This is a genomic window from Cellulomonas sp. P5_E12, assembly GCF_054049315.1.
The window spans coordinates 211,064-222,825 of sequence record NZ_JBFUMP010000004.1 but is presented as its reverse complement, the minus strand read 5'-3'; the positions used below and the strand labels follow the sequence as shown (position 1 = coordinate 222,825).

At 73.4% G+C, this 11,762-nt stretch carries 10 protein-coding genes; 2 read left to right on the top strand and 8 right to left on the bottom strand.

Annotated elements, in window-relative coordinates; translation table 11 throughout:
- Window positions 1-69: 69 nt before the first annotated feature.
- The 8 genes from ACXJKA_RS05155 to ACXJKA_RS05120 form a co-directional block, all read right to left on the bottom strand.
- Complete coding sequence (locus tag ACXJKA_RS05155) at window positions 70-810, bottom strand: uracil-DNA glycosylase (protein WP_456824098.1); 741 nt, start codon at window positions 808-810, stop codon at window positions 70-72.
- Between the two features lie 51 nt (window positions 811-861).
- Window positions 862-1,329 carry a TIGR00725 family protein gene (locus tag ACXJKA_RS05150; protein WP_456824097.1) on the bottom strand — a complete coding sequence of 156 codons (468 nt, stop codon included), beginning with the start codon at window positions 1,327-1,329 and terminating at the stop codon, window positions 862-864.
- A gap of 123 nt (window positions 1,330-1,452) precedes the next feature.
- Window positions 1,453-2,070 carry an L-threonylcarbamoyladenylate synthase gene (locus ACXJKA_RS05145; RefSeq protein WP_456824096.1) on the bottom strand — a complete coding sequence of 206 codons (618 nt, stop codon included), beginning with the start codon at window positions 2,068-2,070 and terminating at the stop codon, window positions 1,453-1,455.
- Window positions 2,071-2,080: 10 nt separating this feature from the next.
- Entirely contained in the window at window positions 2,081-2,437 is a 357-nt protein-coding gene (locus ACXJKA_RS05140) for a nucleotide pyrophosphohydrolase (RefSeq protein ID WP_456824095.1), read from the bottom strand.
- Complete coding sequence (locus tag ACXJKA_RS05135) at window positions 2,434-4,491, bottom strand: elongation factor G (protein WP_456824094.1); 2,058 nt, start codon at window positions 4,489-4,491, stop codon at window positions 2,434-2,436. The genes ACXJKA_RS05140 and ACXJKA_RS05135 overlap by 4 nt, the downstream gene beginning before the upstream one ends.
- A gap of 103 nt (window positions 4,492-4,594) precedes the next feature.
- Window positions 4,595-5,545: an FKBP-type peptidyl-prolyl cis-trans isomerase gene (locus ACXJKA_RS05130; RefSeq protein ID WP_456824093.1), complete on the bottom strand. Its 951-nt coding sequence runs from the start codon at window positions 5,543-5,545 to the stop codon at window positions 4,595-4,597.
- A 113-nt stretch (window positions 5,546-5,658) separates the two neighbouring features.
- Window positions 5,659-7,341, bottom strand: coding sequence for an alpha-amylase family protein (locus ACXJKA_RS05125; protein ID WP_456824092.1), 1,683 nt, complete (start codon window positions 7,339-7,341; stop codon window positions 5,659-5,661).
- A gap of 11 nt (window positions 7,342-7,352) precedes the next feature.
- Complete coding sequence (locus ACXJKA_RS05120; RefSeq protein WP_456824091.1) at window positions 7,353-8,408, bottom strand: TIGR03885 family FMN-dependent LLM class oxidoreductase; 1,056 nt, start codon at window positions 8,406-8,408, stop codon at window positions 7,353-7,355.
- A 261-nt stretch (window positions 8,409-8,669) separates the two neighbouring features.
- Between ACXJKA_RS05120 and ACXJKA_RS05115 the strand changes: the two genes are divergently transcribed.
- Both ACXJKA_RS05115 and ACXJKA_RS05110 read left to right on the top strand, forming a co-directional pair.
- A complete protein-coding gene (locus ACXJKA_RS05115; RefSeq protein ID WP_456824090.1) occupies window positions 8,670-9,008 on the top strand; it encodes a hypothetical protein in 339 nt (112 codons plus the stop codon).
- Complete coding sequence (locus tag ACXJKA_RS05110) at window positions 9,005-11,761, top strand: VWA domain-containing protein (RefSeq protein ID WP_456824089.1); 2,757 nt, start codon at window positions 9,005-9,007, stop codon at window positions 11,759-11,761. Before ACXJKA_RS05115 ends, ACXJKA_RS05110 begins: the two co-directional genes overlap by 4 nt.
- Window position 11,762 lies beyond the last annotated feature (1 nt).

Genomic DNA, 11,762 nt, shown 5'->3' with positions numbered 1-11,762 from the left:
GAGCCTTCCCCTGGGTTGCTCGCAGCCTAGTGAGCCGGACATATCAGACACCAGGGCGGCGGCCACTCGTCACGCGGCGAGGGCCCGGGCGCGCAGCAGCACCTCGTCCAGCATCTGCGGGGTCAGCCGACCGGTGAAGGTGTTCTGCTGGCTGACGTGGAAGCAGCCGAGGAGCACCACCTGGGCACCGCCCGGTCCACTCAGCACCAGCTCCACGCCGTGGCCGAACCGAGGCCGCGGGCGCGGGACGTGCCAGCCCTGCTCGGCGAGCGTGGTGAGCAGCGCCTGCCAGCCGAACCCGCCCAGCACGACGATCACCGCCGGGCGCACCAACGACAGCTCTCGACCGAGGAACGGGCCGCACGTCCGACGCTCGAGAGGGGTCGGGTCGTTGGCCGGTGGGGCGCAGCGCACGGGCGCGGTGACGCGGATGTCCGTCAGGGTGAGGCCATCGTCGCGGGACACCGACGTCGGCTGGTTGGCGAAGCCCGTGCGGTGCATCGCCGCGAAGAGGAAGTCGCCCGAGCGGTCGCCGGTGAACATGCGGCCCGTGCGGTTGGCGCCGTGGGCCGCCGGGGCGAGGCCGACGACGAGCACCCCGGCGTGCTCGTCGCCGAGGCCCGGGACAGGTCGCGCCCAGTACGTCTCGTCGCGGAAGGCGGCCCGTTTCTCGACGCCGACGAGCTCCCGCCACGCGACCAGCCGAGGGCACGCGCGGCACGTGGGGACGACGGCGTCGAGCGCGGCGAGGTCGGTCGCGGCCGCAGCGGCGCGGGCCACGTCGTCCGCGCTCGTCGGCACGTTCGTCATCGGCACCCCTGCACTTGCCCGCATCGTCGACCTCGTGCCGGAGCCTCGATCTCAGTCATCGCGGGCGCCCAGCGTGTCGACCAGCCGGAGGGCCTCGTCGACGGTGCCCACCGGATGCAGCCCCGGGTCGCCCGGGAGCGACCATCCGCGCAGCGCCACCACAGGCACGCCCGTGCGGACCGCGAGCGCGACCTCGCTCAGCGTGCCCCAGGACCCGCCGACGCTCACGACCACGTCGCTCGCCCGGACGAGCAAGGCGTTGCGCAGCTCGCCGAGCCCGGTCGGGATCGCGACGGTGACGAACGGGTTCGCGGCCGACCGGTCGGTGCCGGGGAGCAGCGCGACGACGACACCGCCGGCCGCGGCGGCCCCCCGCGCGACCGCCTCCATGACCCCGCCGTGACCGCCGCAGAGCACGACGTGCCCGCGCTCGGCGAGTCCGCGCCCGACGGCCTCCGCATCGGCCAAGTCAGCCTCGTCGGCCGCGGACGGCCCGACGACTGCGACGTAGCTGCCCACCGACTCACCCTCCCGCCGACGCCGGTCGTGCGCCAGCGAGCTCGAGATCGTGACGTCGCGTCGAGCTCGCCGGTTGCGACCGGCGAGCTCGACCGGGAGTCACGAGTTCGGCGCCGGCGGAGGTCAGAAGCGGTCCGGGTCGCCGGCGCCCACGCGGACCACCTCCGGGGTGCCGTCGGTCCAGTCGACCACCGTCGTCGGCTCCGTGCCGCAGTCGCCGGCGTCCACCACGGCGTCGAGCACCAGGTCGAGCTCCTCCTTGATCTGCCAGCCCTCGACCATGGGCCACTCGTGGCCGGGCATCAGCAGGGTGCTGGACAGGAGGGGCTCCCCGAGCTCGCGCAGGATGGCCTGGGCCACGGGGTGGTCGGGGATGCGTACGCCGACCGACCGCTTCTTCGCGTGCGCCAGCCGCTTGGGCACCTCCGGCGTGGCCAGCAGGATGAACGTGTACGGGCCGGGCGTGGCCGCCTTGATGGCGCGGAACGCGCTGTTGTCCAGGTGCACCAGCTGGCCCAGCTGCGCGAAGTCGGAGCAGACCAGCGTGAAGTGGTGCCGGTCGTCGAGGTGCCGGATCTTGCGGATGCGGTCGGCGCCGTCGTGGTTGTCGATCCGGGAGCCCAGTGCGTAGCAGGAGTCCGTGGGGTAGGCGATGACCGCGTCCTTGCGGAGCAGCTCGACCACCTGCGCGATCGAGCGCGGCTGGGGGTTCTCGGGGTGGACGTCGAAGTACCGGGCCATGGTGACGAGGCTAGGGCTTGTGCGGCGCGACGCCGCGGACCTCGTCGGCGGCGAACCTGCGGTGGGAGTCGGCCAGCTTCGACCGGGCGGCCTCGCCCAGGTCGACGCCGAGCACGTCGGCCAGGCACACCAGGTAGACGAGGATGTCGGCCATCTCCTCCGACACTCGCGCGTGGCGGTCCGGCGACGAGAAGCGCTCCACGGCCTCGTGCGCGGGCACCCACTGGAACAGCTCCGCGAGCTCCCCGACCTCGCCGACGAGCGCGAGGATCACCGACTTCGGGTCGTGGAACTGCTGCCAGTCGCGCTCGGTGCTGAACTCCCGGACCAGGCGCGTGAGCTCGGCGAGCTCCCGCTCGTCGGTCACGCGGGGACCAGGTGGTCGGGACACACCTCGAACCGGTCGGCCTCGATCGACAGCTCGGCGCGGCCGCCGGTCAGCGAGCGCAGGTCGAGCACGTACCGGGCCAGCTCGGCCTCGGGAACGGACGCCTCGATGAGCACGAGCCCGTCGTCGAGGGACGTCGTCGCGTTGATGTGGCCGCGGCGGGCGGACAGGTCGCTCATCACGTCGCCCTGCGCCGTCGTCGGTACCGTCACGGAGACGTGGCTGACGGGCTCGAGCACGATCGTGCCGGCCGCGTGCAGGGCGTCGCGGACGCCGTTGCCCGCGGCGGTCCGGAACGCCATGTCGGAGGAGTCGACCGAGTGCGACTTCCCGTCGTAGACCTCGACGCGCAGGTCGACCACGGGGTACCCGTGCGGGCCGCCGGAGGCCATCGCCTCGACGACGCCCTTGTGCACGGCCTGCACGTAGGTGCGGGGGATGGCCCCGCCGACGATGGCGTCGACGAACTCGAACCCCGACCCGTGCGGCAGGGGCGAGACCCGCAGCTGGACCACCGCGAACTGCCCGTGGCCGCCGGACTGCTTCTTCACCTTGCCCTCGGCCTCGACGGGCCTGCGGATGGTCTCCCGGTAGCCGACGGGCACCGGCGAGGTGCTCGCGTGCACCCCGAACACGCGGGCCAGGCGCTCCAGCGCGACGGCCAGGTGCGTGTCGCCGAGACCGCGCAGCACGGTGCTGTCGCCGGAGCGGTCGACGCGCAGGGTCGGGTCCTCGGCGACCAGCCGGCCGAGGGCGGCCGAGAGGCGGTCGTCGTCGGACTGCGTGAGGGGTTCCAGCGCCAGCCCGTAGACGGTGTCCCGCTCGCGCGGCGGCCGGGCGGTCATCGACGCGGCCGGCCCTGTCCGCTCGGCCAGCAGGGTCCCGGACGGGGTGCCGGTGAGCTTGGCGACGGCGCCGACCTGCCCCGCCGGGACGGCGTCGACGGGCAGGTGCTCCTTGCCGCGCAGCCGGAACAGCCCGGGGATGCGCTCCTCGGTGCGGGTGGCCGTGTTGAGCAGGCGGTCGCCGTTGCGGACGGTGCCCGACAGGACCCTGAACATGGTGACCTGGCCGACGAACGGGTCCGCGAGCGTCCGGAACGCGTACAGCAGCGTGGGGCCTTTCGGGTCGGCGGCGACCTCGACCTCCGTCTTCCCGGCCTGGACCCGGGCCGTCCGGTCCGCCGGCGACGGCCCGAGCTCGCAGAGCAGGTCCGCCAGCCGGTCGACGCCCACGCCGGTGACGCCCGACGCCAGGAGCACGGGGAAGGCCTCGCCGTCGCGGACCTCGTGCGCGAGCGTCGTCTCCAGCTCCGCCGCGGTCGGCTGCTCCCCCGACAGGTATCGCTCGAGCTGGTCGTCGTCGTGGGCGACGATCTCCTCGGTGACCTCGTCGTGCAGCCGATGCTCCTCGTCGGCGAGCCCGGTCGGCAACGCCTCGGTGTGGTGGCGGCCCTCGCGGTCGTAGGTGAGGCCCTCCTCGGAGAGCACGTCGGCGACGCCCGTGAACGCCGTCTCCTCGCCGAGCGGCAGCTCGAGCGGGACCAGCCCGTCTCCGAACGCCTCCCGCAGGTCCGCCAGCACGTGCCGGAAGTCGGCCCGCGCCTTGTCCTCCTTGGTGACGACGACCATCCGCGGCACCCCGGCCTCCGCCGCGAGTCGCCACGCCGCGTGCGTGCCCGCCTGGACGCCGTCGACCGCGCTCACCACGATCAGCGCCAGGTCCGCGGCCGCCAGCGCCGCGTCGACCGCACCCGCGAAGTCCGCCGAGCCCGGTGCGTCGAGCAGGGTCACGTCGTAGGCGTTGCCGTCCGGTGCGGTCCACGGAAAGGGGGCGACCCCGAGGCCCAGGGAGATGCCGCGCGCGATCTCCTCGGGCTCGTGGTCGGTCACGGTGGTGCCGTCCTCGACCCGACCCGCGCGGGTCAGCACACCGGCGCGGTGCAGGAGCGCCTCGGTGAGCGTGGTCTTGCCCGATCCCGCGGCGCCCACGAGCGCCACCGTACGGATCCTCGGCGTCGCTGCCTGGTCCATCGTCCACTCCCGGGCTCCGGAGTCGTCTGGCTCTCCCCGCCACCCTAGGACGCGACGAGCCCGGGACGCGAGGCGTCCCGGGCTCGTCGTGAAGCGATGCGCGCTAGGACGCGGCCAGGATGTCGACGACGAAGATCAGCGTCGAGTTGGCGGGGATCCCGTTCTGCTCCTTGTCCGCGTACCCGAGCTCCGGCGGGATGATCAGCAGCACCTGGCTGCCGACGGTCTGGCCGGTGAGGCCCTGGGTCCAGCCCGGGATGACGCCGGTCAGCGGGAACGTCGCGGGCTCGCCGCGGTCCCACGAGGAGTCGAACTGCGTGCCGTCCCAGAGCCAGCCCGTGTAGTGCACGGTGAGCGTCTGGTCGGCGGTCACGGGTGCGCCGGCGCCCTTGATCAGGGGCTGGACGACGAGCGTGGTGGGCGCCGCGTCGCTGATCGGCGTGATCGACGGCTTGCCGTCGGCGTCGAGCGTGACGGTCGGCAGGCCGGCGGGCGGCGTGACGGCCTCACCCTCCGCGCGTGCCGGGACCGGCGGGGTGTCCTTCGCGTCGATGACGTCGGCGGCGACGACGTTGGTCCCGCTGTCGGTCGGCACGGCGAAGAGGATCCGCACGCCGACCTTCTGGCCGACCAGCGCGTCGTGCAGCGCCGGCGGCAGCTTGTCGTCGGCGACGACGGACTCCGGACCGCTCTCGTAGTTGTCGCCGAGGACGCTGCCGTCCGTGCCGGACACGGCGACCTCGTTGATCGAGAGGGTCTGCCCCTCGGTGATCTCGGCGCCCGTGCCCTCGTCGACGACGCGCACCGTCACCCCGGTCACCGTGAACGGCTTCGAGGGGAGGGTGATCGTCGGCTTGGTGCCGGGATCACCCTCGACCGTCACCTGGGCGAGCGCGGCGGTGTCTGCGGCGTTCTCGGCCGACGTGGCCGACGCGGACGGCGAGGCCGACGGGTCGGAGCCGCCGTCACCGGAGCAGGCGGCCAGCGACAGGCCGAGGGTCAGGGCGAGTGCTGCGGCGGCGAGGCCGCGGCGGGCGGTGGTCGTGCGGCGCACGAAGGTCCTCCGTCGTCTTGGGTCCCGCCCGGGGAGGCGGCGGACCTCGGCACGGTACGCGAGTTTTCTGGGAGGCCGCTGAGCGGGCCGGTGGATGGGCCGGCCGAAACGGTTCAGATCAGCCGGCGGTCGCCCTCGCGGACGACGCGCAGCCACCGGTAGCCGTAGCCCTCCAGGTCGACCTCCGTCCGACCTCGCGCGTCGATCGTGCACGTGCCGTCCTGGAGGAGGTCGACCAGCTGCACGGTGTCGTCGCAGTCGGCGAACCGCAGGGGCACGGTGACCGCGTCGGGAGACAGGTTGTGCACCGCGATCGTCGACCCGTCGCCCCAGGTGCTGCGGTGCGCGAGGACGGCGGGGTGCGGCTGCGCGAGGATCTCGGCCCGCGGGGTCCAGCCGAGCTCGGGGCTCTCGCGGTACCGGCGGATCAGCAGCTGGACGAAGTTGAGCATCGAGCCCGGGTCCCGACGCTGGTCGGCGACGTTGACGTGCTCGGGGGAGAAGCCGCCCTCGGTGACCGGGCCGGACAGCTTGCCCTTCGACGCCTGCGAGAAGCCGCCGTTCGTCCCGGACGTCCACTGCATCGGCGTGCGGACCGCCATGCGCCCCTCGGCGGCCAGGTTCTCGCCCATGCCGATCTCCTCGCCGTAGAAGAGCACCGGGGTGCCGGGCAGCGAGAACAGCAGGGAGTAGACCATCCGGATGCGGCGGGGGTCACCGTCCAGCATCGTCGGCACACGCCGGCGCAGGCCACGGCCGTACAGCTGCATGTCCGGGTCGGGCCCGAAGGCGTCGAACACCTCCTGCCGCTCCGTGTCGGAGAGCTTGTCGAGCGTGAGCTCGTCGTGGTTGCGCACGAAGGTGGACCACTGGGCGTCGTGCGGGATGTCGGGCCGCTGCGAGAGGGCCTCGGCGATCGGGCGGGCGTCGCGCCGGGCGAGCGCCAGGTACAGGCTCTGCATCCCGATGAAGTCGAACTGCAGCGTGAGCTCGTCGCTGTCGGCCGCCCCGCCGCCGAAGTACAGCCGCTGCTCCGCGTACGGCAGGTTGACCTCGCCCATGAGGATGGCGTCGCCGACCCGGCGGGTCAGGAACGACCTGAGCTCCTTGAGGAAGTCGTGCTTGTCGACGATGTCGTCGCCCGGGGTGTTCGCCGCGTCGGCCAGGAAGAACGGGACGGCGTCGACCCGGAACCCGCTCAGCCCCACCTCCGCCCAGTAGCCGATCACCTTCGCGATGGCGTCCCTGACCTGCGGGTTCGCCGTGTTCAGGTCGGGCTGCTGGTGGTAGAACGTGTGCCGGTACCACTCGCCGGTCGCGTCGTCCTTGGTCCAGATGCCCGTCTCCTTGTCGGGGAAGACGACCTTGTCCTTTGTGGACGGCGGCTTGTCCTTCCGCCAGACGTAGAAGTCGCGGTACGGGTTGTCGACGCTCTTGCGCGCCTCCTGGAACCACCGGTGCTTCCACGACGTGTGGTTGACGACGAGGTCGGCGATCACCCGGATCCCGCGGTCGCGGGCGGTCCGGATCACCTCGACCAGGTCGCCCACGTCGCCCAGGCGCGGATCGACCCCGAGGAAGTCGGAGATGTCGTACCCGTCGTCGTAGTCCTGCGTCGGGTAGAACGGCATGAGCCACAGGCACGTCACACCCAGGTCCGCCAGGTGGTCGATCCGCTGCACGAGTCCCGGCAGGTCGCCGACGCCGTCGTCGTTCCAGTCCATGAACGTCTCGACGTCCAGGCAGTAGATGACGGCGTTCTTCCACCACAGGTCACCGGTGTCGTGAATCCTCATGGGGATCGTTCCTACCCGTTGTGGTGCCGCGCCGCCCGTCGAGAGCCGGACTGCAGCTGGGGGAGGAGGTGCTCGGCGGCCATGTCGACGAACGCCTCGAGAGTCGCGCTGCGCGGGGTGCGGGTCGGTGCTGCGTCGCCGTGCTTCTCGTCGTCCGGGGCGGCGTCCGTGGCGACCTGGTGGAGGTACAGCGCGTCGAAGCCGATCGCGGCCAGCTCGCTCAGGCGGTCCGCCAGTCGTGAGGGGTCGTGGTCGACGAGGACGCTGCGGCGGACGCTCTCGTCGCCGACGTGCTCGCCGATGGTGTCGAAGGCCTCGGGAGTGTCGAGGTCCCACGCGACCGGCGGTCCGAACACCTGGCCGCGCCACTGCTCGCGAGCGGTCGCCAGGGCGGTCTCCTCGTCGGGCGCCCACGACACGTGCACCTGCAGCGCGATCTCGCCCCGGCCACCGGCGTCCCGGTACTCCTGCACCACCTGCCGGAGGATCTCGGGGGTCTGGTTCACCGTGACCAGTCCGTCGGCCCAGGCCGCGTGCGCTCGTGCCGTCGCGGGGGTCACCGCCGGGCCGATGAGGAGCGGCGTCTCGTCGGGAAGCGTCCAGAGCTTGGCGCGGTCCACCGTGACCAGGCCGTCGTGGGTGACCTCCTCGCCGTCGAGCAGGGCGCGGATGACCTCGACACACTCCCGGAGCCGGGCGTCACGCGTGGCCTTCGGCGGCCATCCCGCGCCGGTGATGTGCTCGTTGACGTTCTCTCCGGACCCGAGCGCCACCCAGAACCGGCCCGGGAACATGGCACCCAGCGACGCCACGGCCTGGGCGATGATCGCCGGGTGGTAGCGCTGGCCCGGCGCGTTGACGACGCCGAACGGCAGCTGCGTCGTCGCCATGGCCGCGCCCAGCCACGTCCAGGCGAACCCCGAGTGGCCCTGCCGGACCGACCACGGGGCCCAGTGGTCCGAGCACATCGCGGCGTCGAAGCCGGCCTGCTCGGCGCGCTGGGTGACCGCGAGGAGCGCCGCGGGGTGGACCTGCTCGTGCGAGTTGTGGAAGCCGACGATGGTCATGTCCATCGTTCCTACCGGGTTCGCCCGGCACGTGCGCGCTGAGCGGGCTGGGGGTGAATGCCGACGGGGTGGTGCCTGTGAGGTTCGTGCTCGCATTGTCTGCACGTGACGGTCGTGACAACCTGCTGATGAGCCGCGAATCGGGTGCGGTGCGGGAGGTATGCAGGACGTAGGGCCAGAAGCGGTGTCGGTGCGGGTTCCTACAGTGGAACGATTGCCCCGTCGAACCCGATGCGGCTGACGACTTCGACGGGAGAGCGCGTGGTCGACACCATGGTCCGGCGCGATGCCGTACGCGCCCCGGCCTGGCCGGCGATCGCTGCTCTGGCCGTCGCGGTGGTGTCCGTGGCGGCCGCCCTCGTCTCCGTCCTCGTGCTGGACGCGCCGTCGGTGCCGCTCCTCGTCGCCGGGTACGTGCTCGGTGCGGTCGTCACCACGATCGTGGCCAGCGTGTACCGCGCGATGCGGAGCCGTCGTCGGCCGGACCCGCGGTTCCGGCCGCAGCCGTGGCTGGACCGGCTGGCGACGTCGGCGCTCGTGATCGGTGTCGCCGCGGGACTCGTGAACGCCTTCCTGCTCGCCACGGAGCTGGCCAAGTGAACCGGGTCCGTCGCGCCCTGGCGTCGCTCGCCGCGATCGGTGTCGCGGCGTCCGCGTCCCTGGTCCTCGCACCCTCCGCGACCGCCGCCTCCGACCTCAGCGACGCCGGGGCCTCCGCGTTCGCCGACGTCGCCAGCTGTGCGGCGGACGCGGATCACCTGCTCGCGGCGATCGTGGTGGACGCGTCCGGGTCGTTGCGCCAGACCGACCCCGACGACCAGCGCGTCGGGGCCATCTCCACCGCCCTCGACTCGCTCGCCTCGCTGCGCGCCAGCAGCGAGGGGTCGCTCGACGTCCAGGCCAGCCTGGCGACGTTCGGCGCGGAGTACGAGGAGCTCGTGGCCTGGGGGACGGTCGACGGGAACCAGCTCGCCGCCCTCGAGGACTCGGCGACGAACGACCTGCCCGGGCGCGACCAGGAGAACCTCACGGACTACCGCGCGGCCCTGCGCGGCGCGCAGTCCTCCCTCGACGCACAGGCGGCCTCGCTCGACGGCACCAGCTGCAAGGTCCTCCTGTGGTTCACCGACGGCCGGCTCGACGTCGACGGCACCGGCGGGAGCGAGCCCGCCACCGACGCGGCGCGGACCGAGCTGTGCACGCCGCAGGGTCAGATCGACGGCGTGCGAGGCGACCGGATCGCGATCATCGCGCTCGCGCTCTTCACCGAGGGCTCGGTGACCCAGCAGGACCAGGACCGGCTGCGGGCGATCGCCGAGGGCACCGGGGGCGGGGAGTCCTGCGGGACCGTGCCCATCCCGGCGACGTCGGCTGGCGGGGCGTTCCTGCGCGCCGACGACGCCGGGGCGATGCGCCGCCTGTTCGCGCAGGCCGCGGCGCTCATCGCGGGCGGCACGTCGTGGAAGTCGGTCGACTGCCCGTCGGTGGAGTGCGCGAACGGCACCCTCCCCATCCCGGCGGACCGCGGCATCGGGCGCTTCCGCGTGGTGCTCGAGCGCGACCCGGGCGCGGCTCTGCCGACGTTGCTGGCGCCGGACGGCGAGACCGTCCCGCTCGACGGTTCGGTCGCCGACGTCGGCGGCGCCCAGCTGGTGGTCAGCGATCGCGACGGTCTCATGACGATCGACGTCACCTTCCCGCCCGCCGGCTCCGACGGCGGGGAGTGGACGCTGCAGCTCGGCGACACGGCGACCCTCGTCGACCTCTACTACTTCTGGGGCGTCGAGCTCGCGATCACCGGCCCGGATCGCGGCCTGACCATCGGCGAGACCAGCACCGTCACGGTGACCCCGCAGCACAAGGACGGCAGCGCCGTGCGGCCCGCCGAGCTCTCCGGCCCGCTGGACCTGGCGGTGACGGTGGCGGGCACCGACCAGAGCGCCGACGTCGAGGACAACGGCGACGGCACCTACTCGCTCGACGTGACGATCCCCGCCGACGGGGCTGCGCCGTCGATGGCGATCGAGGCGACCGCGCGCGGGGTGAGCCGGCCCAGCCAGATCCCCCTCGGCCCGGTCACGTCCCACGCCGACCTGCCGACCGCCCTACCGACCTCCTACCCGACCGTGGCGCCGACCCGGTTGCTCCTGCCCAACCTGGTCGGCGACGGCACGGCCGCCGGGAGGCTCACGTTCACCGGGTCGAAGGACGGCGCCACGCGTGCGTGCCTCGGGGACGCCACGTTCACGGCGCCGGAGCCGGCGGGAGAGATCACCCTCACGCCCGACGCCGGCTGCGTGGACATCCCGGCGAACGGCACCGCGCAGATCGCCGTCGAGGTGTCGGCCGAGAACCCCGCTGACGGGCGCGTCGACGGCTCGTTGCCGATCACGCTGACCGCGGCCAACGGCGGGGACGACGTCACGCTGACCGTGCCGGTCGGGACGTCCATGACGCGGCCCGTCGACGAGGCGAAGCGGTGGGGCCTCGTGGCCCTGTTCTCGGTGCTCGCCCTGCTCCTCGCGTGGCTGACTGCGGAGGCGTCTCGGCGGGTCGCTGACCGCTACCGCCTCACCACCGACGCGCGCGTGGCGTCGGTCCCCGTGCTCGTCACCGCCGGTGGGGTGCGACGCGCGACGGCCGACAGTCCCGAGCTGCTCGACCCGGCCTTCGACTTCGAGCCGCTGCGGGTGGGCAAGTCCGGCCGGCTCGGGCGGTTCGACGCTGCCGGGCTCGAGTTCCGGCGCACCTTCCCGTGGTTCCCCCTGCGGCAGGGCACCGGCGTGGTGCGAGCGGCCGGGGACTCGATCGTCGTCACGACGGCCGGGAACGAGCTGACGCGTGCCGACGGTCGGGCGGCCACCGTGGACCTGCCGGGCACCATGGGGTTCGTCCTCGCCGCCGAGCCGCCGCTGCCGGGCGCGACCGAGATCCGTGGTCGGCTGGTCATGGTCGTCGACTCGCGCGAGGGCGTCGCCGCGGTGCTGCCGGAGCGGCTCGACGAGGTCCGCGACGCGCCGTGGGACCGGATCGTCGACGCGGTCGTGGGCGCCGCTGCGGCTCGCACCGCGGGCCCGACGCCGACSGCGCCGCCGGCAGGGACGGGAGCGACGGACGTCCCGCAGCCCCGGGCGGCGTCCTGGGCGGACGACGAGGCCACCCCGGCTGCGCCCGGGCCGGCCACCTCCTCGAGCTGGGCCGACGACCTCGGCCCCAGCACGACCCCGACGCCTGCGCCGACCGGCAAGGGCGGCCGCGGCCGGCGGGGGCGTCCCGCGAAGTCCGCCCCGCCCGCCACACCGCCCMCCGCCGCCGACGACGCACCGCCGAGCTCGGTCAACTTCTGGGACTAGC

Coding starts and splice junctions, on each gene's coding strand:
- ACXJKA_RS05155 (WP_456824098.1), bottom strand. CDS start 810: ATGACGAACGTGCCGACGAGCGCGGACGACGTGGCCCGCGCCGCTGCG.
- ACXJKA_RS05145 (WP_456824096.1), bottom strand. CDS start 2,070: ATGGCCCGGTACTTCGACGTCCACCCCGAGAACCCCCAGCCGCGCTCG.
- ACXJKA_RS05125 (WP_456824092.1), bottom strand. CDS start 7,341: ATGAGGATTCACGACACCGGTGACCTGTGGTGGAAGAACGCCGTCATC.
- ACXJKA_RS05120 (WP_456824091.1), bottom strand. CDS start 8,408: ATGACCATCGTCGGCTTCCACAACTCGCACGAGCAGGTCCACCCCGCG.
- ACXJKA_RS05135 (WP_456824094.1), bottom strand. CDS start 4,491: ATGGACCAGGCAGCGACGCCGAGGATCCGTACGGTGGCGCTCGTGGGC.